At 64.2% G+C, this 21,496-nt stretch carries 19 protein-coding genes and 2 tRNA genes; 12 read left to right on the top strand and 9 right to left on the bottom strand.

All coding sequences use genetic code 11. The annotated features are described in order from the left end of the window. The first annotated feature begins 62 nt into the window (after positions 1-62). The 7 genes from gyrB to QWJ37_RS01020 all read left to right on the top strand — a co-directional run bounded on the left by gyrB (position 63) and on the right by QWJ37_RS01020 (position 6,852). A complete protein-coding gene (gyrB, locus tag QWJ37_RS01050; protein WP_227903257.1) occupies positions 63-2,108 on the top strand; it encodes a DNA topoisomerase (ATP-hydrolyzing) subunit B in 2,046 nt (681 codons plus the stop codon). Between the two features lie 68 nt (positions 2,109-2,176). Beyond that, complete coding sequence (gene gyrA / locus QWJ37_RS01045) at positions 2,177-4,834, top strand: DNA gyrase subunit A (RefSeq protein ID WP_227903125.1); 2,658 nt, start codon at positions 2,177-2,179, stop codon at positions 4,832-4,834. Then, a complete protein-coding gene (locus tag QWJ37_RS01040) occupies positions 4,831-5,340 on the top strand; it encodes a DUF3566 domain-containing protein (protein ID WP_227903126.1) in 510 nt (169 codons plus the stop codon). Before gyrA ends, QWJ37_RS01040 begins: the two co-directional genes overlap by 4 nt. Positions 5,341-5,450: 110 nt before the next feature. Beyond that, positions 5,451-5,524: transfer RNA gene (locus tag QWJ37_RS01035), tRNA-Ile, on the top strand. Positions 5,525-5,569: 45 nt separating this feature from the next. Then, a complete protein-coding gene (locus tag QWJ37_RS01030) occupies positions 5,570-5,689 on the top strand; it encodes a DLW-39 family protein (protein ID WP_227903127.1) in 120 nt (39 codons plus the stop codon). A 64-nt stretch (positions 5,690-5,753) separates the two neighbouring features. Continuing rightward, a tRNA-Ala gene (locus QWJ37_RS01025) sits at positions 5,754-5,826 on the top strand. A gap of 105 nt (positions 5,827-5,931) precedes the next feature. Next, positions 5,932-6,852: a DMT family transporter gene (locus QWJ37_RS01020; protein ID WP_227928125.1), complete on the top strand. Its 921-nt coding sequence runs from the start codon at positions 5,932-5,934 to the stop codon at positions 6,850-6,852. Positions 6,853-6,957: 105 nt separating this feature from the next. Here the strand turns inward: QWJ37_RS01020 and QWJ37_RS01015 are convergent, their stop codons facing one another. Further along, complete coding sequence (locus QWJ37_RS01015; protein ID WP_227928124.1) at positions 6,958-7,932, bottom strand: hypothetical protein; 975 nt, start codon at positions 7,930-7,932, stop codon at positions 6,958-6,960. A 151-nt stretch (positions 7,933-8,083) separates the two neighbouring features. Here QWJ37_RS01015 and QWJ37_RS01010 point away from each other — a divergent pair, with 151 nt between their 5' ends. Beyond that, positions 8,084-8,626 carry a peptidylprolyl isomerase gene (locus QWJ37_RS01010; RefSeq protein ID WP_227903130.1) on the top strand — a complete coding sequence of 181 codons (543 nt, stop codon included), beginning with the start codon at positions 8,084-8,086 and terminating at the stop codon, positions 8,624-8,626. Between the two features lie 217 nt (positions 8,627-8,843). Beyond that, positions 8,844-9,554 carry a rhomboid family intramembrane serine protease gene (locus QWJ37_RS01005; protein ID WP_356880721.1) on the top strand — a complete coding sequence of 237 codons (711 nt, stop codon included), beginning with the start codon at positions 8,844-8,846 and terminating at the stop codon, positions 9,552-9,554. Positions 9,555-9,937: 383 nt separating this feature from the next. Here the strand turns inward: QWJ37_RS01005 and QWJ37_RS01000 are convergent, their stop codons facing one another. After that, positions 9,938-10,192: a cell division protein CrgA gene (locus QWJ37_RS01000; protein WP_227903132.1), complete on the bottom strand. Its 255-nt coding sequence runs from the start codon at positions 10,190-10,192 to the stop codon at positions 9,938-9,940. A 302-nt stretch (positions 10,193-10,494) separates the two neighbouring features. Here QWJ37_RS01000 and QWJ37_RS00995 point away from each other — a divergent pair, with 302 nt between their 5' ends. The 3 genes from QWJ37_RS00995 to QWJ37_RS00985 are packed head-to-tail and all read left to right on the top strand — an operon-like array spanning position 10,495 to position 12,038. Continuing rightward, positions 10,495-11,208: a class E sortase gene (locus QWJ37_RS00995; RefSeq protein WP_290244814.1), complete on the top strand. Its 714-nt coding sequence runs from the start codon at positions 10,495-10,497 to the stop codon at positions 11,206-11,208. A gap of 1 nt (position 11,209) precedes the next feature. After that, positions 11,210-11,380, top strand: a complete 171-nt coding sequence (locus QWJ37_RS00990; RefSeq protein ID WP_227903133.1) for a hypothetical protein — start codon at positions 11,210-11,212, stop codon at positions 11,378-11,380. A gap of 4 nt (positions 11,381-11,384) precedes the next feature. Next, a complete protein-coding gene (locus QWJ37_RS00985; protein ID WP_227903134.1) occupies positions 11,385-12,038 on the top strand; it encodes an aminodeoxychorismate/anthranilate synthase component II in 654 nt (217 codons plus the stop codon). Between the two features lie 54 nt (positions 12,039-12,092). Here QWJ37_RS00985 and pknB read toward each other — a convergent pair whose 3' ends face one another. The 7 genes from pknB to QWJ37_RS00950 are packed head-to-tail and all read right to left on the bottom strand — an operon-like array spanning position 12,093 to position 21,425. After that, positions 12,093-14,033 (bottom strand): Stk1 family PASTA domain-containing Ser/Thr kinase, encoded by a 1,941-nt coding sequence (gene pknB / locus QWJ37_RS00980; RefSeq protein ID WP_290243408.1) that lies wholly within the window; start codon positions 14,031-14,033, stop codon positions 12,093-12,095. 5 nt (positions 14,034-14,038) lie between these two features. Then, positions 14,039-15,859, bottom strand: coding sequence for a protein kinase (locus QWJ37_RS00975; protein ID WP_290243406.1), 1,821 nt, complete (start codon positions 15,857-15,859; stop codon positions 14,039-14,041). Next, the gene (locus QWJ37_RS00970) at positions 15,856-17,295 is read right to left on the bottom strand and encodes a penicillin-binding protein 2 (RefSeq protein WP_227903137.1); all 1,440 of its coding nucleotides are present in this window, start codon (positions 17,293-17,295) and stop codon (positions 15,856-15,858) included. Before QWJ37_RS00970 ends, QWJ37_RS00975 begins: the two co-directional genes overlap by 4 nt. Next, the gene (locus QWJ37_RS00965; protein WP_227903138.1) at positions 17,292-18,704 is read right to left on the bottom strand and encodes an FtsW/RodA/SpoVE family cell cycle protein; all 1,413 of its coding nucleotides are present in this window, start codon (positions 18,702-18,704) and stop codon (positions 17,292-17,294) included. The genes QWJ37_RS00970 and QWJ37_RS00965 overlap by 4 nt, the downstream gene beginning before the upstream one ends. After that, positions 18,704-20,158: a protein phosphatase 2C domain-containing protein gene (locus QWJ37_RS00960; RefSeq protein ID WP_290244813.1), complete on the bottom strand. Its 1,455-nt coding sequence runs from the start codon at positions 20,156-20,158 to the stop codon at positions 18,704-18,706. The genes QWJ37_RS00965 and QWJ37_RS00960 overlap by 1 nt, the downstream gene beginning before the upstream one ends. Positions 20,159-20,202: 44 nt before the next feature. After that, the gene (locus QWJ37_RS00955) at positions 20,203-20,628 is read right to left on the bottom strand and encodes an FHA domain-containing protein (RefSeq protein WP_227928180.1); all 426 of its coding nucleotides are present in this window, start codon (positions 20,626-20,628) and stop codon (positions 20,203-20,205) included. A 59-nt stretch (positions 20,629-20,687) separates the two neighbouring features. Continuing rightward, positions 20,688-21,425, bottom strand: coding sequence for a DUF3662 and FHA domain-containing protein (locus QWJ37_RS00950; protein WP_227903139.1), 738 nt, complete (start codon positions 21,423-21,425; stop codon positions 20,688-20,690). Between the last annotated feature and the right edge of the window lie 71 nt (positions 21,426-21,496).

Raw genomic sequence — 21,496 nt, 5'->3', positions numbered from 1 at the left:
GGGAGGCTCAATTCTGACGAACACAAGAGGAGTCGACAGCACCTGTGGCTAACGACAATGAGATGGACAACTCAGAGGTAACACCAGAGGACCATAGCGCCCCGGAAAAGGCCACCCCCGTGGAATACGGCGCTAATGAAATTACGGTCCTTGAAGGCCTTGAAGCCGTCCGTAAGCGCCCCGGCATGTACATCGGTTCCACCGGCCCGCGCGGCCTGCACCACCTGGTCTATGAAGTGGTGGACAACTCGGTGGACGAGGCGCTGGCGGGCTACTGCGACCACATCGAGGTTGTTCTGCAGGCCGACGGCGGCGTGCGCGTCACGGACAACGGCCGCGGCATTCCCGTAGATATGCACCCCACCGAGGGAATTCCCACGGTGCAGGTGGTCATGACCATCCTGCACGCGGGCGGCAAGTTCGGCGGCGGTGGCTACGCTGTGTCCGGCGGCCTGCACGGCGTTGGCATCTCCGTGGTCAACGCCCTCTCCGCCCGGGTGGAGACTGAAGTGCGCCGGCAGGGCTTCGTCTGGCGCCAGAGCTTCGCCAACGGCGGGCATCCCGTGGGCGAGCTGCGCAAGGGCGAGCAGACCGAGGAAACCGGCACCACCCAGACGTTCTACCCGGACCCGGAGATCTTCGAGACCACCGAGTTCGACTTTGAAACCCTGCGCGCGCGTTTCCAGCAGATGGCCTTCCTGAACAAGGGCCTGCGGATCCGGCTGACCGATGAGCGCACGCTGGAAGAGGAAGCCGAAGAGATCACGGATGCTTCCGAGACGGCCGAAGATGCTGCGCCGAAGCACCGCAGCGTGGATTACCTCTACGCCGACGGCCTGCTGGACTACGTCAAGCACCTGAACTCCTCCAAGAAGGTCGAGGTTGTACACAACGACGTCATTGCCTTCGAAACCGAGGATTCGGATAAGAAGATGGCCGTGGAAATGGCCATGCAGTGGACCACCGCGTACTCCGAGAGCGTCCACACCTACGCGAACACGATCAACACCCATGAAGGCGGAACCCACGAAGAGGGTTTCCGCGCCGCCATGACGTCCCTGATCAACAGGTATGCGCGCGAGAAAAACATCATCAAGGAAAAGGATGACAACCTCACCGGTGACGACATCCGTGAGGGCCTGACCGCCGTTATCTCGGTCAAGCTTGCCGAACCGCAGTTCGAGGGCCAGACCAAGACCAAGCTGGGCAACTCCGAGGTCAAGGGCTTTGTGCAGCGCGTGGTCACCGACCAGCTCGGTGACTGGCTGGAGCGCAACCCGGGCCCGGCCCGCGACGTCATCCGCAAGTCCATCCAGGCCTCCCAGGCCCGGCTCGCGGCCCGCAAGGCGCGCGAATCCACCCGCCGCAAGGGGCTGCTGGAATCCGGCGGCATGCCGGGCAAGCTCAAGGACTGCTCCTCAAAGGACCCCTCGAAGTCCGAAATCTACATTGTGGAGGGCGACTCGGCCGGCGGTTCCGCCGTTCGCGGCCGCAACCCCGAAACCCAGGCCATCCTGCCGCTGCGCGGCAAGATCCTGAACGTGGAGCGCGCCCGTCTGGACCGCGCGCTCAGCAACGCCGAAGTCCAGGCCATGATCACCGCCTTCGGCGCGGGAATCGGCGAGGACTTTGACGTGGAGAAGGCCCGCTACCACAAGATCGTGCTGATGGCCGATGCCGACGTTGACGGCCAGCACATCACCACGCTGCTGCTCACGCTGCTGTTCCGCTACATGCGCCCGTTGATTGAAAACGGCTACGTGTACCTGGCCCAGCCGCCGCTGTACCGCATCAAGTGGTCCAACCACGCCCACGATTACGTCTACAGCGACCGGGAGCGGGACGAGGTTATTGCCCGCGGCCTGGCCAACAACCAGCGCCTGCCCAAGGACAACGGCATCCAGCGTTACAAGGGCCTGGGCGAGATGGACTACACCGAGCTCTGGGACACCACCATGGACCCGGATCACCGCACGCTGCTGCAGGTCACCATGGATGACGCGGCCGCCGTCGACCAGGTCTTCTCGGTCCTGATGGGCGAAGACGTGGAGTCCCGCCGCAGCTTTATCCAGCAGAACGCCAAGGACGTGCGCTTCCTGGACATCTAGCAGTACCGGGAACCGGCCCCGCAGCCGGTGGGCAAGGACTTAGCGAACTTAGAACGGAAGCAGAACCAATGAGTGATGAGACTCCCGAGGTAACCGGGGACGAGACTCCCCTGGCCGGGACCGCACTGACTGACCGGGTCGAGCAGATTGACCTGCAGACCGAGATGCAGCGCTCCTACCTTGACTACGCCATGGCGGTCATCGTCGGCCGCGCCCTGCCGGACGTACGGGACGGCCTGAAGCCCGTGCACCGCCGCGTGCTCTACGCGATGTTCGACGGCGGCTACCGCCCGGACCGCTCCTTCAACAAGTGCGCCCGCGTGGTCGGCGAAGTCATGGGCCAGTACCACCCGCACGGCGACTCGGCGATTTACGATGCCCTGGTCCGCCTGATCCAGGACTGGACCATGCGCTACCCGCTGGCGCTGGGCCAGGGAAACTTCGGTTCCCCCGGTAACGACGGCGCAGCCGCCCCGCGGTACACGGAAACCAAGATGGCCCCGCTGGCCATGGAAATGGTCCGGGACATCGACGAGGAAACCGTCGACTTCCAGGACAACTACGACGGCCGCAACCAGGAACCGACCATCCTGCCCTCCAGGTTCCCGAACCTGCTGGTCAACGGTTCCTCCGGTATTGCCGTGGGCATGGCCACCAACATTCCCCCGCACAACCTGCGGGAGGTGGCCGACGGCGTGCAGTGGTACCTGCAGAACCCGGACGCCCCGAATGACGTCCTGCTTGAGGAACTGATCCGCCGCGTCAAGGGTCCCGACTTCCCCACCGGCGCCACGATCCTGGGCCACAAGGGCATTGAAGACGCCTACCGCACCGGCCGCGGCTCCATCACCATGCGCGCCGTGGTCAACGTGGAGGAACTCCAGGGCCGTACCTGCCTGGTGGTCACCGAGCTCCCCTACCAGGCCAACCCGGACAACCTTGCAGTCAAGATTGCCGAACTGGTCAAGGACGGCAAGATCACCGGCATCGCCGACATGCGCGATGAAACCTCCGGCCGCACCGGCCAGCGCCTGGTAATTGTGCTCAAGCGCGACGCCGTGGCCAAGGTGGTGCTGAACAACCTCTACAAGCACACCCAGCTGCAGGAAAACTTCGGCGCCAACATGCTGGCCATTGTGGACGGCGTGCCCCGCACCCTGTCCCTGGACGCCTTCATCCGCCACTGGGTCACCCACCAGCTCGAGGTCATTGTCCGGCGCACCCGCTACCGGCTGCGCAAGGCCGAGGAAGCAGCACACATCCTGCGCGGCCTGCTCAAGGCCCTGGACGCCCTGGACGAGGTCATCGCCCTGATCCGCCGCTCCTCCACCGTGGAGGATGCCCGCACCGGCCTGATGGGCCTGCTGGAGATCGACGAGATCCAGTCCCAGGCCATCCTGGACATGCAGCTGCGCCGCCTGGCCGCACTGGAACGCCAGAAGATCCAGGACCAGCACGCCAAGCTCGAAGCCGAAATCGCCGAATACAACGTCATCCTGGCCTCCGAGGAGCGCCAGCGGGCGATTGTCAGCGAGGAACTGCAGGAAATCTCCGACAAGTACGGCGATGACCGGCGCACCAAGATCCTCATGGGCTACGACGGCGACATGAGCATGGAAGACCTCATTCCCGAAGAGGAAATGGTGGTCACCATTACCCGCGGCGGTTACGTAAAGCGGACCCGCAGCGACAATTACCGCCAGCAGGCCCGCGGCGGCAAGGGCATCCGCGGAGCCCAGCTGCGCGGCGACGACGTCGTTGAGCACTTCTTCGTCACCACCACCCACCACTGGCTGCTGTTCTTCACCAACCTGGGCCGCGTTTACCGGGCCAAGGCCTACGAACTGGCCGAGGGCGGCCGCGACGCCAAGGGGCAGCACGTAGCCAACCTGCTGGCCTTCCAGCCGGATGAGCACATTGCCCAGGTCCTCGCCCTGCCGGACTATGACACCGCCCCGTACCTGGTGCTGGCCACCAAGCGCGGCCTGGTGAAGAAGACCCGCCTGGCGGACTATGACACCAACCGCTCCGCCGGCGTCATCGCCATCAACCTGCGTGACGGCGACGAACTGGTCTCCGCCCAGCTGGTCTCCGAAACCGATGACCTCATGCTCGTTTCAAAAATGGGCCAGTCACTGCGCTTCACCGCCACCGATGAGGCGCTGCGGCCGATGGGCCGGGCAACCTCCGGCGTCACCGGCATGAAGTTCCGCGAGGATGACGAACTCCTGGCGGCCGACGTCGTCACCGAGGACTCCTTCGTTTTCACCGTGACCGAAGGCGGCTACGCCAAGCGCACCAGTGCGGATGAATACCGGGTCCAGGGCCGTGGCGGTCTCGGCATCAAGGTCGGCAAGCTGGCCGAGGACCGCGGACACCTGGTCGGTGCCATGGTGGTACAGGAAGAGGACGAAGTCCTGGTGGTGATGCAGGGCGGCAAGGTGGTCCGCTCCTCCGTGACCGGTGTGCCTGCCAAGGGCCGCGACACCATGGGAGTTATCTTCGCCAAGCCGGATAAGAATGACCGCATTATCGCGGTTGCCCGGAACTCCGAGCGGGACCTGGCGGTAGTGGAGGACGAGGACGGCGAGGGCGTAACTTCCGAGCCGGCTCCGACATCCGAGGGTGTGGAACCTGTAGCCCCCTCGGGCGATGAAGTACCGTTGTCTACAGACAAAACGGCTGAGCCAGATGCACAGCCGGAACAAGATGGAGGTAACGAGTGAGCTCGACCAACTCAAGCCCTAGGTCGTCCTCGGGCGGCGGACCGCGGGTGAAAACCCCCGCCCGTCCCGCCCAGCGTCCTGGAGGCGGTCAGAGCGCCTCGGCCAACCGCCAGCCGCTGGTAAAGCCCGTTCCGAAGGCCAAGGCCCGCAAGGCGCGCCTGCTGGTCAGCAAGATCGATCCCTGGTCTGTCCTGAAGATGGCGTTCCTGCTGTCCGTGGCCCTCGGCGTCGTTACCGTGGTGGCAGCCATTGTCCTGTGGACCGTCCTGGACCTGACCGGGATCTTTGACCGCGTCAATACCCTGTTGGGTGAGATTGCCGGCAGCGAATCCGGCGGATTCGACCTGCGTGACTTCGCCTCCCTGGGTCAGGTGGTCTCCTTTGCAACCATCATTGCGGTGGTCAACGTTCTGCTGCTGACGGCCCTGTCCATGCTCGCTGCAGTGCTGTACAACATCGCCTCCACTCTCGTGGGCGGCATTGGCGTCACCCTGACGGACGACTGATTGTGCCGGTTCCGGACGGGCTGTGACAGCCCGTCCGGAACCGAAAAACACCTCGATTTGGCGCCGCGCGGAAGGTGCGGTAAAGTCATATCTCGGCCCGAAGAGGTTCGGGGCGTATAGCTCAGGCGGTTAGAGCGCTTCGCTGATAACGAAGAGGTCCCAGGTTCAAGTCCTGGTACGCCCACGGAACACCTTGAAAAAGGTGGACCACAACGGTAAGGAGAATTCCGTGAAAAAGTTGCTCGCACTAGCGGCGGCAGCGGCCGCGGGAATCTTCGCTTTCAAGAAGTGGCAGGAAACTGCCGCAGAGAAGACCGTATGGAAGGAATCGACCGACAAGGTCGAATAACTTCGAAGAATTATCTGGCACACAGACCGGAAACGGTAGGTTATACTGGATAAGTTCTCATTTCGGGGGCATGGCGCAATTGGTAGCGCACCTGCTTTGCAAGCAGGGGGTTCGGGGTTCGAGTCCCCGTGCCTCCACCGAAACAGAAGGTCCCCGCTCTCCGGAGCGGGGACCTTCTGCGTTAACCGGCAGACCCGGAATCCCGGCCCCGGCAACGCGCTGCACTGCACTACTGTTGGCCTGTGAATATTTTCCTCGCCCTGGTGGGCGTGCTGGGTGTCTCAGCATCCGGGCCCATCATGGCGGCTACCGCCGCACCGGCCCTGGCCATCGCTTTCTGGCGCAACGCCATCGGCGCCGTATTGATGGGTGCCCCTGCGGCAGTTGTCCACCGGCGCGCCTTCCGGGCGCTTACCGGGCGGGACTACAAATGGACGGCCGTGGCAGCCATTGCCCTGGCCCTGCACTTCGCCTGCTTTATCACTGCCCTGCAGATGACCTCTGTGGCTGCGGCAACGGCACTGGTGTGCCTGCAGGCAGGGTGGATCGCCCTGTTCAACGTGCTGCGCGGCATCCGGGTGGCGCCCGTGGTGCTGCTGGGGCTGGCAGCGGCCTTCGCCGGCGTCGTCGTCATTTCCGGATTCGACCTGGGACTATCCCGTGAAGCGCTGATCGGTGACCTGCTCGCCGTTGCCGGCGGCGCCCTGGCCGGTGTCTACACGATCGCCGGGGGCAAAGCCCGCGAAACGATGGCTACGGGGACGTACACCACGCTTTGCTACGGAGCCTGCGCCGTACTCCTGCTGGGCCTCTGTGCGGCCTTCAGGCAGCCGATAATCGGTTTTCCGCCGGCAGCATGGCTGGGGATCCTGGCCGTCACGCTGGTAGCCCAGATTCTGGGGCACACCGTGTTCAACCACCTGCTGGCGGTGATCAGCCCGCTGGTGGTGTCAATGATCATCCTGCTGGAAATCCCGGGGGCTGCCATCCTGGCGGCAGTGTTCCTCCACGAGCAGCTGCCGGCAGGCACCTATGCGGGGCTGGCCCTGATTCTGGCCGGTCTTGCCGTGGTGGTGGCCGGACAGGGTCGCAACCGCAGGCGCGCCGCCGCTGCTGCCCCCGCGGTTCCCCCGGCGCCGCCGGCCCTGGGCGGAGAGCTCTAGGGCGGGGGCTGCAGACGCAGAAGGAGGGCCCCGCAGGCGGGACCCTCCTTCTCTGTGTCTGCAGTTACCGTGTCTGCAGTTACCGGCGAACCGGCAAGCTGCGGACTACTTCTTGCCGGTGTTGTTCTCCGAGTGCGCACCGGAAGGCTTTACAGCTTCCTTGGCTTCGCTGGCAGCTTCCTTGGTGTGCTTGCCGGCTTCGGAGACCTTGTCGCCGGAGCGGGAAGCAGCGCGCTCGGCTGCTTCCTTGATGCTCGCAACGGTTTCCTTGGTCTCGGAACCTGCGGTCTTGAGGTTCTCTGAAGCCTTGTCGGCTGCCTTGTCAGCGGGCGCGGAGGCGGGCTTCGGCTTGGGTACCTCAACGGGGGCCGGAGCAACCGGCTCGGCGGGCTTGGGCGCGGTAGCCGCCGGGCTGGAGGCGGGGGAAGTGCGGGCCGGCTGGGGAGCCGGAGTCTTCCACGGGTCCTCGACCGGACGGGAGGCACGCCAGGCGGCAACGCCGGCCGTGAGGGCTGCGGCGATGATGCCGAAGATCAGCCAGCCCTTTCCACCCTTCTGGTTCTTCCGTGCCTTCTTGGCAGCCTCGGCGGCGGCCTTCTGTGCGCGCTTCACGGCCTTCTTGTTACCGGTCACCTTGGCGACGGCGGTCTGTACCGGCACGTTCGCGGCCGTGAGGCTGCGCGAGACGTTGTCGGCAGTTTCACCGATGCGGGTGGACAGGGTCGGAAGGAAATCATCCACCACACGGTCCTTGGCGGTGTTCAGCGCCGGAGTTGCCCGGTCCAGAGTGCTCTGGATCCGAGGGGTGGCTTCATCCACGGCATGGCTGATGCGCGGGCCTACCTTCTCCAGTCCGCCCTGAATACGGGGCGTGACGGTAGCAACGCCGTGGGCAATCTCGTCAGCGGCGCGCTTGATGCCGTCCTGGATTTTGGGAGAAGCAGTCTCTATCCCCTTCTCGATGCGCGGAACGGCCCAGCCTTTGGCTGCCTCGACCTTGGGCGTTGCCCAGTCCCGTGCGGTGCCAAGGCCTGCGGCGACGTTGGCTTCCAGATCATGCGTGATGCGGTCCTTCTTCAAAACTACCTCCCGGGATAGTGTCGTTTCAGCCTTAGCCTACGTGTTCCCGCGACTCTCTGCTATTGACAGCCCCAGCGAGGCCCGGTTTTCACTGTGCGCTGAACAATGCCGTTTCCGCCCATGTAAACAGGCGTCGTGGAAGAATGTCCTTATGACTGCTATTCCTACAGCAAAAGCAACCATCCACACGTCCATGGGTGACATCCGTGTCAACCTGTTCGGCAACCACGCGCCCAAGACGGTCAAGAACTTCGTCGGCCTGGCCACCGGTGAAATCGAGTGGACCGATCCGGCGACGGGTGAGAAGACCAGCCGTCCGCTCTACGACGGAACGATCTTCCACCGGATCATCAAGGACTTCATGATCCAGGGCGGCGATCCCCTCGGCCGCGGCACCGGCGGTCCCGGTTACCAGTTCGACGACGAAATCAATCCTGATCTGGACTTCTCCGCGCCGTACAAGCTGGCTATGGCCAACGCCGGAGTACAGATGGGCCGGGGCACCAACGGTTCCCAGTTCTTCATCACCTCCGTGCCCACCACCTGGCTGCAGGGCAAGCACACCATCTTCGGTGAAGTGGCCGATGACGAGTCCCGCGCCCTGGTGGACCAGCTCAACGCAGTAGCCACCGACGGCCGCGACAAGCCGACCGAAGACGTGGTCATCAACAGCATCACCGTCGAGCAGCTCTAGCCTGTCCGGCACTGCCCCGGCCGGATTCTCCGGCCGGGGCATTTCCTCTATCCGGGAGTTCTGAGCAATGTCATATGGTGTGCCGGCCGAGGTGCCGGCGTCGAAGGTACCTGTATGTCCCCGCCATCCGGATCGGGTCAGCTATATCCGCTGCCAGCGGTGCGGGCGCCCGGCCTGCCCGGAATGCCAGCACAATGCCGCAGTAGGCGTCCAGTGTGTGGATTGCTTCAATGCGCAGAAAAAAGACCAGCCGGTCTACCGCACCCCGTATGGAGGACAGGTAGCCCGGAACGGAAAACCCGTTGTCACCATCACCATCATGGCCGTCTGTGCAGCCGTATTCCTGCTGCAGCAGGTGGTGCCGTCCTTTACCTCCGCCTTCCAGTACGTTCCCTGGGCGACTGATGCCGAGCCGTGGCGGATGCTTACATCCGCGTTCCTGCACTCCCAGACCGGGATAGTCCACATCGCGTTCAACCTGTATGCGCTCTGGTTCCTGGGCCGCAGCCTGGAACCGCTCTTCGGCCGGACCAGGTTCGCCCTGCTGTACCTGATCTCGGCCTTCGGCGGTTCCGTGGGCGTGATGTACCTGGCTGCGGCGAACGTGGCCGTGGTGGGAGCTTCCGGGGCTGTCTTCGGGCTCTTCGGCGCACTCTTTGTGGTAATCCGCCAGCGTCGCGGTGAGCTTCGCTCCCTGCTGATCCTGCTGGGACTGAACCTGGTCATAGGTTTTGTTTTCCCTGGAATTGCCTGGCAGGCCCATGTGGGCGGCCTCCTTACCGGCGCAGCCTGTGCCGCCGTGCTGGCCTACGCGCCCAAAGGCAAACACCGGACCGCGATCCAGTTTGCCGGGCTGGCAGCCATTGCGCTGGTGCTGGTGGCCGCTGCCGTGCTATGGGCACCGCCGCTCTGGATTTCACCGGTCTGAACCGCCGTACGGTCGCCGCTGTGCCCGCCGGTCAATCCGGCGGGCACAGCTGTTTAAGCCGAGGGAAGCCCGCAAAAGTTATCCACAGGGATACCCACAGTGTTAATAACTAACAGTGGTGTAGTTCTGGTTCGGTGGAGACGATCCACAGGGTTATCCATAGCCTGTAAAGACTTACACACATGTAATTCCACAGGTGTGGATAACCTGGATCCCTTTATTTGCAAGGAAGTTGGCAAAGTAACCCACAGAGTTTCCCACACCTGTGGATAACTCCGTGCACAAGCTGTGAACAACGTGGTTTAAGGGGATAGTGCGTTCCTGAGGCACAAAAAAGCTCCCCGACGCCCGTTAGGGCACCGGGGAGCAGGGTCCGCGAAGGGCTATCGCCAGCGGGTTGTCATAAGGAACCCGACGATGGCGATGCCGAATCCGACCAGAATGTTGCTGGCGCCCAGCGCCGGGATCGGGAACTGTCCCTGGGTGATGTAGTAGGTGATGATCCACAGCAGGCCGACGATCATCAGGCCGAACATAACGGGTTTGTACCAGACAGGGTTCGGCTTGGGCGCTGACGGTGCAGCAGCGGGGGCAGCAGCGGCCTTGGCGGACTTCTTGCGGGATTTGGACTCAGGCACGGATCCTCCTGGGGAACCGGCTTACACAAATGCCGGTGGTTTTGTAGTCGCGGACTGGGACGGGGCCGGTGCGCAGCGAGGCATTGCTGGTCAACACTGTCTGCGATGCGGCCTGCTCGGATGCTCCCCTTCCTGCCATCCTAGCGAATTCCCGGCGCAGAGTATCCTTGGTTCGTCGGACGGTGCCAGCTGTCCGAAACTAAGGAGAGTCCTTGGCCGAGTCCCCAGCCACCGAACAGGCCCGCCGCGGTGCCCGCAGCACACCTCCCCGGTACCGCAGGCAGTCCGGGGGCAAAGTGCGCATGGCCGTTCAGGTGGCCGGCGAACTGCTGATTACGGCAGGACTTATCCTTGTCCTCTTTGTGGCCTGGCAGCTGTGGTGGACGAACATTGAGTCCGGCCGTGCCCAGCAGGACGCCATCCGGGACCTGGTGCAGGATTTCGAGCTGCCAGCGGACGATCCGGCACCGGCCGGCCAGGACTACGGTGATCCGGTGGTTCTTGCTCCGGTGGATACCGAGGGCGACACTTTTGCCATTGTTTACGTTCCCCGGTTCGGTTCTGACTATGCCGTGCCGGTCAGCAGCGGGGTGGGCACAGCGGTCCTGGACCGGCTGGGACTGGGACACTACCCCGCCACGGCCATGCCCGGTGGCATAGGCAACTTTGCGGTGGCCGGCCACCGGCAGACCCACGGTAAATCCCTTGACGCCATCCACACCCTGGTGCCCGGCGACCGGGTTTATGTTCAGACCCGGGACGGGTATTACACCTACGTCTACCGCAATACCCAGGTGGTGCTGCCCAACCGGGTGGATGTGATCGCGCCCGTCCCTACGGATCCTGCCGCCGTACCCACCGAACGGTTCCTTACCCTGACCAGCTGCAACCCGCGCTTCGGTTCCCAGGAACGCATCATTGCCTATGCGGCGATGGACTCCTGGCTGCCGCTCTCCGCCGGTCCCCCGGCCGAGATAGCGGACACGGTTGCCGCCAACACCACCGGAGGTCGCTAAAATGTATGGATGGATCTTCCGGCACCTTCCGGGTCCGCTGTGGGTCCGGATTCTCCTGTCCGCGGTGCTGATAGCAGCGGCCGTGCTGGCGCTCATGGAGTATGTCTTTCCATGGCTCGCGGAGAACAGCTTCTTCCCCTCCTCTGAGGACTCAACGATTGGCGGTTCCTAGCACTATGAGCACCCGTATCCTGGTGATCGATAATTACGACAGTTTTGTCTATACCCTGGTGGGCTACCTTCAGGAGCTAGGCGCCGACACCACTGTTGTCCGCAACGATGACCTCAGCATCGGGGACGCGGTGAAGCTCGCTGCCGAACACGACGGTGTGTTGGTCTCCCCCGGGCCGGGTACACCTGCGGAGGCCGGCGTCAGCGTGGAGCTGATCCGCTGGTGCGGGGACACGGGAACACCCATGCTGGGGATTTGTCTGGGGCACCAGGCACTGGCAGAGGCCTACGGCGGGACGGTCACCCATGCCCCGGAACTGATGCACGGGAAAACCTCCCGGGTGGAACACGGCGGCCGGGATGTGTTTGCCGGACTGCCCAGTCCCCTGACCGCCACCCGGTACCACTCACTGGCTGCCGTGGCGGACAGTATTCCCGCTGATTTGGAAGTAACCGCACGCACCGCCAGCGGAATCATCATGGGCCTGCGGCACGCGGCGGCCCCCCTGTCCGGCGTGCAGTTCCACCCCGAATCAGTCCTGACCGAAGGCGGGTACCAGATGCTGGGCAACTGGCTCGAATCCGCCGGCCTCAGCGGGGCAGCGGCCCATGCCGCCACCCTCAGCCCGCTCATTTCAACCACCGCAGCGTCGGCGTAGGAGAAATCCCTGCGGCCGCCGCCGTCGGTTGGCGGCGGCCCCTGACTGCTTCAATTAGCGGCGGCGACCCTGGGATGCGCTGGTGGACGCCGGCGTGCTGGAAGCTGACGGCGACGGGCTGGGGCTTTCCTCCGGAGCGGGTGCCTTCGCCACTGACAGGAAGACCGTGCTGCTGGGCGCTATCTTGGTGCCCGGCGCAACGCTCTGCTCTATGACCGTGCCGGGTTCGGCATCTGCGGACTCAACCTCCGTGAGCTTGGGGGTGAGGAGGAAATCCGGGCCCAACAGGGTGTCTTCCGCCTGCTCCGCCGGCATTCCGAGCACATCGGGAACGCTGACCAGACCGTTGGAAAGCACAATATCCACTTCCGATCCAACCGGCACCGAGGTGCCGGCCGCCGGTTCGGTTCCCAGAACCCGGCCGTCCGCCACAGTGGAGCTGTCAGCTTCGGTGGTAGTTCCGCCCTTGAGGTTGAGGCTGCGCAGGGCATCCCGCGCCGCTGATTCCGTCATGCCGGCAAGGTTTTCCGGGATTACGGCGCTGGAGGGCCCCTTGGACACGAAGAGAGTGACGCTCTCCTCCAACGGAACCTTGGCACCTGCTGCCGGGGACGTGCGGATGGCCAGTCCCGAGGCCACGTCGCCGCTGTATTCCTCAGTGATGGTGGGCGGTCCGAAACCGGCTTCAATGATGGCGTTCATCGCGTCGGTCTGGGATTTCTCCTCCACAGCCGGCATCACCGCGGTGGGCGGCGCCGGAGGCTCGGCATTCAAGGTGTTCCAGCCGACGAATCCGACGACGCCGAGAACCAGCACCAGCAGGACAACAAAGACCGTGGTCCACGCCGTGCGCCGGGCTTTCTGCTGCGGATCACGGTCACCGGTGGAACCGATGGCAAGGGCCGGGTGGTCCTCCCCGTCGGAATCGTCGTGGTTGCCGTCTGCGGTCAGCGAACCACCGGCAAGGACCTTCGCCATGGCCCGGGTGCGGGGTTCCTCCACCGGTTCGGAGGAAACGGCTTCGGTAACCGGCCCGGTGCTGCCGGCCTGCCCTTCACCGCCCGAGCGGTCCCCCGCCGGAACACTGATGGCCTGTGTGGCCGCTGTGGCGGGCCCGCCGTCACGGACGGCCAGCAGGGCCTCACGGAATTCACGGGCCGTCTGGTAGCGGTGGTTACGGTCCTTTGCCAGACCGCGCTCCAGGATGCTGTCCAGGGCGACGGGAACCTCCGGATTCAGGCTGCTGGCGGCAACCGGCTGTTCGCGCACGTGCTGGTAGGCAACCGAGACGGGACTCTCGCCCACAAAGGGCGGCCGTCCGGTCAGCAGCTCAAAAAAGAGGCACGCAGCAGAATACAGGTCACTGCGGGCATCAACGGTTTCACCGCGCGCCTGCTCGGGAGAAAGGTACTGGGCGGTGCCGATGACGGCCTGCGTCTGGGTCATGGTGGCAGCCGAATCTGCCATGGCACGGGCGATGCCGAAATCCATGACCTTGACCCCGCCGTCGGTCGTAACCATCACATTGGCGGGCTTGATATCGCGGTGCACAATCCCCGAGCGGTGGCTGTAATCCAGGGCTGCAAGCACACCCAGGACGTACTCTACCGAGCGGTCGATGGTTAGCTCGCCGCCCTTGATCAGGTCCCGCAGGGTCCGGCCCGGCACGTACTCCATCACGATGTACGGCAGCCGGACATCGTCCCGGGTGGCCGGTGACTCCTGATCGCCGGTGTCATATACCGAAACCACTGAGGGATGGTTTAGGCCCGCTACGGCCTGGGCCTCGCGGCGGAACCGGGACTGGAACAGCGGGTCCCTGGCCAGATCCGGACGCAGCACTTTGATGGCAACCGTCCGACCCAGCCGGATGTCCCGGCCGAGGTAGACGTCCGCCATGCCTCCGCGCCCAATCAATTCACCAACCTCGTAACGTCCGTTCAGGACGTTGTCGGTGTTGAGGGTGGGCTGCCCTCGAAGGAAGTCTGCGCTCATATTCGTTAGTTGCCGATGGTCGAGTTGACGGAAGGCAGGGACTGCGTGGAGAAGTTTGAACTTCCAATGCTGGCACCGCCGTTGCTATCCGGGGTTTCCGCCGTCGTCGGCGAGGGCTGAGGCGTCTGGGTAGGCGCCGGAGCCGCTTCCGCAGCAATGTAGTACGTGACGTTGGAACCCTGCGGAACGGCGGTCCCCTCAGTGGGATTCACGGCAACAACCGTGCCGGGCCGCTCATCGGAGGGCTGGGTACCCCCGTTGACCGGGACCAGCCCGGCGTCCACAATCCGCTGCCGGGCCGCGGCCTCGGTCTGGCCCTGCAGCGAGGGCACGGAAACCATTTCCGGTCCGGAGGAGTACACCACCGTCACGGCATCCCCTCGGCTAAGCAGGCCGGAGGGGTTGACCTCAATGACGAGTCCCTCGGGAATGTCCGCGTCGGAGACGGGGAGGCGGTTCACCTGCAGGCCCAGGTTGCTGAGCTCGTTTGCCACCTCGTTTACGGGACGCCCCTCGTAGGAGGCTGAATCGATGCTGATTTCCTCGTCACTGGGACTCGGCGTCTCGGACGGGGTCTGTGACGGCGAGGCGGTTCGCGACGGACTGGGGGCAGAGGAGGAAGTAGCCGGGGCAGGGTCCTCCGCCTCGTCATCGGACCCGCTAAGCACAAAGAACGTCACGACGCCGGCCAGGATCAGCACCAGCAGGGCGATCAGCGGGATGGTCCACGGACTGCGGCCCCGCTTCTCCTCAACGTCATCCGGAGTGTCGCCGTCGTAGTCAACGTCGTCCTCATCAGACCAGTCACGGGAGGCCTCGAGCTGGCCCGTCCGGGCGTCGTCAGCTGCCACTGAGGCGCCGGCGACGGTCGGCAGGGCGGAGGTGGACGGAGAAGTGTCCACTACCCGGGTGGCAGCGGTTCCGGCAGTAGGCACCGCTTCGGTGGCCGCCGAAGCGGACGTGCCGAAGAGCAGCATGCCAGGCACTGCCTGCTGCGCCGCGTTGATGTCTCCGCGGCGGATGGCAGCCACGGCCACGGCCAGGGCTTCGGCATCAGCCGGACGGTCAGCCGGATCCTTAGCCAGCATGGACATGATGAGCGCACGGACCGGTTCCGGAATGGATTCCGGCAGCGGCGGCGGCGTGTCATTGACCTGTGCCAGGGCAATCGCGATCTGGGATTCGCCCGAGAACGGACGGCGCCCGGCCAGCAGTTCGTACCCGATGACGCCGAGCGCGTAGATATCGCTGGACCCCGTGGCCTGCTGCCCGGTGGCCTGCTCCGGCGCCAGGTACTGCGCGGTTCCCATCACCTGGCCGGTGGCGGTCAGGGGAACCTGGTCCGCCAGGCGGGCAATGCCGAAGTCGGTGATCTTAACCTTGCCGTCGGGCAGCATCAGCAGGTTGCCGGGTTTGACGTCCCGGTGGACCAGACCCTGGTTGTGAGCAACGGCCAGGGCGGTGGCAGTCTGGCCGATGATGGACAGGGTCCGGTCCGGGGAGAGCACCTTGTCACGTTCAATGATGGTGGACAGCGGCTGGCCGGGGACCAGCTCCATCACCAGGTAGGCGGAGCCCTCTTCCTCGCCGTAGTCAAAGACATTGGCAATCCCCGGGTGGTTCAGCAGTGCCGTGTGCCGTGCTTCGGCCCGGAACCGGTTCAGGAACCCCGGATCGCCGGTGTACTCCTCCTTGAGGATTTTAATGGCGACAATGCGGCCCAGGACCAGGTCCCGTGCCTTCCAGACTTCACCCATACCGCCAATGGCAATACGATCGGTGAGCTGGAACCTGCCGCCTAAGGTGATACCCGATGTAGGCCTCACTTATTCAACACCGCCTCTAGGAGTTTCTGCGCGCTTGGAGTGGTTAATTGGGCACCGGTGGTCAGGTCCACGTCTTCCATGACGACGGAAATGACAACCTGGGGATCGTCGGCCGGTGCGAAGCCGGTGAACCAGGCATTGTCGCCCCGGCCCTCGACTTCCGCGGTTCCGGTCTTGCCGGCCACTTCGACGCCCGGAATCCGGGCGGCACTTGCCGTGCCGTTCTCGACGACGCCGACCATCCATTCAGTGAGCTGACGCGCAGTCTCGGGGCTGACGGACTTGTTTAGTTCGGTGGGCTTCGGCTCGTCGATCACGGACAGATCCGGGGCGCGGACGCTGCGGATCAGATTGGGGGTCATCTGCACGCCGTTGTTGGCGATGGCAGCGGAAATCATGGCCACTTCCAGAGGAGTGGCGGTCACGCTTCCCTGGCCGATGGATGCCAGGGCCAGCTGTGCCTGGTCCTCGTTCTCGGGGAAGTGGCTGGCAACCACCTCGGTGGGGATGGACAGCGGTGTATCAAACCCGAACTTTTCCGCCTGTTCGGCCAGCGCGTCCTGGCCCAGGTCCAGGGCCACCTGCGCGAACACCGTGTTGCACGACTGGGCGAGGGCGAAGGCGAAGTCAGCCTCGGACCGGGCCGAGCAGGCACCCGTGGTGAAGTTCGGGAGCGAAATGTTCGTCCCGGGCAGCGGGAACGCTGCCGGGTTGGGAATTACGGAATCGGCGTTGTACTTGCCGGTTTCCAGTGCAGCGGCGGTGTCCACGAGCTTGAAGACGGATCCGGGGGCCAGCAGGGACTGGGTGGCCGGATTGGTGTAGGGGGACAGGCCGGGAACCGACGTGAGTTCTTCCATGGTGGCACCCAGCACCGCGGTGTCATGGACGGCCAGGGCATTGGTGTCATAGGTCGGCTTGGAAACCATGGCCAGGATGTCGCCGGTTTTGGGATCCATCATGACGATTGAACCCTTTTGGCCGTCCGGAATCAGGTCATAGGCCAGTTGCTGCAGTTCCGGGTCAATGGTGAGTTCCACCGAGGCGCCCTGGCTCTGGGCACCCGAGAAGACCTGGACCAGCCGGTCGTAGAACTGGCGGTCGCTGTTGCCCGAAAGCTCCTCGTTCATGGCCATTTCCAGCTGGCTGGTTCCGTTCAGGTTGAAGAACCCGGTCAGGTGGGAATACAGCTGGGGGTTGTTGTAGACCCGCTGGAAGTTGAACTGGTCATCCGAGGGAACGGACTCGGCAATCGCCTTCCCGTCTACCAGGATGGAGCCGCGGGGCTCGCCGAAATCCCGGTAGAGTGCCCGGCTGTTGTTCGGGTTTTCATTGAGTTCTTCGGCGGCGAAGAACTGGACATACGTGAGCGAGCCAAGGATGAGCACGAACATTGCCAGGGCTACCACCCAGCTGTTACGGATTGCCTGGTTCATTCGACTCCTTCCTTCACGTTACGGCGGTTGCGGGCCGGGGCCCCGATGGGGGATTCCGACATGGCAGGAACCATGTCGGTTGAGACCGGCCCGGAGGCAATGGGACGCCGGGAGGCGTCCGAAATCAGCAGCAGCAGCGCAACGATGATCCAGTTGGCCAGCAGCGAGGAACCGCCGGCGGACATAAACGGGGTGGTAAGGCCGGTAAGCGGGATCAGCCGCGTAACACCGCCGATCACCACAAAACACTGCAGGGCAATGGTGAAGGACAGTCCGCATGCCAGCAGCTTGCCGAAACCGTCCTTGGTGCCGAGCGCCGCGCGGAAACCGCGGGACACCAGGAGCACGTACATCAGCACAATGGCGAAGATGCCGATCAGGCCCAGTTCCTCACCCAGGGCGGCAATAATCATGTCGCTGTTGGCAAAGGTCACCAGATCAGGCCGGCCCTGGCCCAGGCCGGTTCCCACCAGCCCTCCGCTCGCCAGGCCGAAGAGTCCCTGGACCACCTGGTAACTGCCGCCGAGCCCGTTGTAGACCTCCGGATCGAAGGCGTTGAGCCAGCCATAAATACGCTGCTCCACGTGGCTGAACAGCTGGAGGGCAACAAACCCGCCGGCGGCAAGCAGCCCGACGCCGATGAGCACCCAGCTCACGCGGCTGGTGGCCACGTAGATCATGGCCATGAACAGCCCGAAGAAGAGGATGGACGAGCCAAGATCGCGCTGGAACACCAGGACCCCGATGCTGACCAGCCATGCCACGATCATGGGACCCATGTCCTGCATCCGGGGGAACTGGAGCGGACCGACCTTCCGGCCGGCCAGGAGGATCAGGTCCCGGTTAGTTGATAGATACCCGGCGAAGAATATGGCCAGGGTAATCTTGGCGACCTCGCCGGGCTGGAAGGTGCCAACCCCGACGTTGATCCAGATCCGTGCACCGTTGATGGTGGTACCCAGAGGAGTCAGGGGCAGCAGCAGGAGGATTGCACTGACGATCAGCGAGATATAGGTGTAGCGGCGCAGGATCCGGTGGTCCTTGATGAGGAACAGCACACCAATGCCCGCGGCCACCGCCACGGTGCTCCACAGCAGCTGCCGGTCGGCAGCAGTCTCCCCGGTGGTGATATCCAGCCGGTGGATCATGGCCAGGCCAATACCGTTCAGCGCGGTCACAATGGGAAGTATTACCGGATCGGCATATTTAGCCCGGAAGCGCAGGACAATGTGGAAAAGCACCACCAGGCCCATCAGCGTGCCGGCCTGGACCCAGAAGTCGGAGTCAAAGGCGCGGTCCTCATCGAGGCCCACAATCATATTGGCGCCGACTCCCACAAGAAGGGCCACCAGCAGCAGCAGGGCTTCAATGTTGCGGCGGGGTTTGGCAACCGTGGGGACGTCCGACATTACTGCTCACCTCCACAGGCGTTGTTCCCCGGCGGCTGGGCCGAGGCAGTGGCTGAGCCTGCATCCGGTGTCGGGTCCGCCGGCGGGCAGAGGACGGCCTTGGCGGTATCCCGGAGCTCGTTCACAATCTCGCCCGCATGTTCCAGGTCCCGTGCCGGAAGGGTCTCCTCCACCCGGTTGCGGTGGTATTCGGAGAGGCTGTCCACCGGAATGTCCGAAATGTCCGTGACATGGGACAGCTGGATGGGTCCCACGGTCTGCGAAACGCCGTTGTAGATGGCCACACGGTTGTCATAGGAACCCACGTAGTAGCGGGTCTGCGTCCAGGTGTAACCCAGCCACACGACGGCGGCCAGCAGCAGGGCGAGCACGGTGAGGAAGGTTGGCAGCAGCCAGCGCCGCCAGCGGGGCTGTGCGTCCTGGTCCGGCTGCGGATCCTGCTGGTCCTCGTTCTCCGCTTTGTGCGTGAGCATGCGTGCGGCACGGCGTTCGGCGGAGCGCTGGGTCACAATCGGAATCTGGCCGGTTTCGGTGGCCAGGGAGGCGGCTCCCACCAGGACGTGGGGACGGGAGGACAGATCCTGCCGGATCAGTGCCGCGCGTTCCCGCTCACCCGCATCCGGGTCGGTGTCGGTACTTTCCCCGTCAGCGGAACCCGCGGTGGAGGCATCCGGAGCGGTGGCCGATGCCGCGGCGGCTGTCCGGGGCAGGGCGGCTACGGAGGTGGTGCGCGGTGGTTCCCCGGCTGCGGACGGCTCGGTGTCGACGTCGGCATCCTCGTCGATCTGGATGACCGCCACGGTGACGTTATCCGGCGACCCGCCGGCAAGCGTCAGTTCCACAAGGGTGTCAACGCACTCCTGCAGGTCGGGGGTACCCCGGAGAATGCCTTCAATGTCTGAATCCCGCAGCACGGCGGTGAGGCCGTCGGAGCACAGCAGCCAGCGTTCCCCCGGTTCCACGTCGAAAGTGGCCAGATCCAGTTCCGGGCTGGCGTCAACGTCGCCCAGGACGCGCATCAGTACGTTTTTGTGCGGGTGGACCTCGGCTTCTTCAGGCCGGAGGCGGCCTTCATCAATCAGCCGCTGCACAAAGGTGTGGTCAATGCTGATCTGTTCGAATCGGTCATTCTTCAGCCGGTAGGCACGCGAATCACCGATATGGGCCAGTGCGAGGCGCCGGTCATGGAGCAGCAGGGCAGTGACCGTGGTGCCCATACCGGAGAGCTGCGGGCTGGTGGTGACAAGTTCGGACAGCAGGGAGTTGGCTGCCTGGATCTCGTCCGCCAGGACGGTCAGGGGCTCATCGTCATGGACCTGGCTGTCCAGATGGACGAGGTCGAGCACGGTGGAAGCGGAGGCAACGTTGCCACCGGCGTGGCCGCCCATGCCGTCTGCAACGACGGCGAGGTAGCGTCCAACGTAGGCGGAATCGTCGTTTTTGAAACGAACCATTCCAACGTCAGAGCGTGCTGCGTAGCGGAGGACCAAAGCCACGGTCAGGGCCTCAATTCGATGACCGTCTTACCGATGCGGATGGGTACACCGGGTTCGACGGGCAACGCCCGGGTGAGCTGGCTTCCGCCAAGGTAGGTTCCGTTGGTGGAGCCGAGGTCCTCGATGAACCACCGGCTGCCCTGCGGGAAAAGACGTGCGTGGCGTCCGGAGGCATAGTCGTCTTCCAGGACCAGGGTGGCTTCCTGGGCGCGGCCCAGCAGGATGGGGCTGGCGGCCAGATCCAGAGTGGTTCCGCGCAGCGGCCCTTCGGTGACCACGAGTTCCTTCGGGGTGACCTTGGCGGGCGCCGGTGCGCGCTTTTCCAGCTCCGGATTTTTCCGGATCTGGCGCGCAGTAGGGGTGCCGGTCCGGTTGCGGGTTCCGACGGCGAGATCGCGGCGGATGGCTCCGACCACACTGACCACCATGATCCACAGGAGGACCAGGAAACCGTACCGCAGGAGTGTTTCGCTTAGAACGCTGAGCACTAACGTCCTCCGGTCCGGACGGGGAGTAACCGGAACACAATCCTGGTGCGTCCCATGGCAATGGTGGATCCATCGGTTAGCACTGCTTCACCCTGAACTTTCTGGCCGTTGACGAAGCTGCCGTTGGTGGAACCCAGGTCAACGGCACGGCTTGTTCCGTTCTCCGTACGTATTTCCAGGTGCCTGCGGGAGACACCCGTGTCGTCGACGAGGATATCCGCCTCGGAGGACCTCCCCAGTACGACTGACGGTGCGTTGAGTGAATACCGCTGACCGTCAATGTCCAGAACGGGCTGCATACGGGCCGAAGGTCCCTGCCGGGGTGCCGGCGGAGAGGGCATACGCGGCGTGGACCGGGGAGCGGGTGACTTCTCGGTGGAGGAGTCCACCTCCAGCACGCCTGCCTTCAGGGAAGCGTCGCGGGTAAAGGAAACCCGGACTGCGCCCTGCAGGGTGTAGGACTGGCTGCGCGCGTGCTTGATCACCACGTCGCAGAGTTCCTCCGCCAGCGGAGCGCCCCACTGCTGGGCCTGGGCGAAGTCCGACGTGGAGAGGCGCACCGTAAAGACATTGGGTGCGAGGGTTCGTCCCTGGCCGAGGACCATTGAACGCTCATCCAGTTCCCGGCGGAGGGCAATGGCGAGTTCCAGAGGTTCAACGCGGCCGGATGAACCGGACGCGAAAGCACCGCGGACCATCTTTTCGATGCCGCGTTCGACATTGTCGAGCAAGCCCATGTCCGTCTCCTCCCGCGTCCTGTCCAGTGAATTCCTATGGCTGCATTGCCTGCCCTCCTGCACATCGGTGC

The organism is Arthrobacter sp. YD2 (assembly GCF_030410475.1).
Taxonomy (GTDB): Bacteria; Actinomycetota; Actinomycetes; order Actinomycetales; family Micrococcaceae; genus Arthrobacter_B; species Arthrobacter_B zhangbolii.
This window is presented reverse-complemented; position numbering and strand designations above follow the sequence as displayed.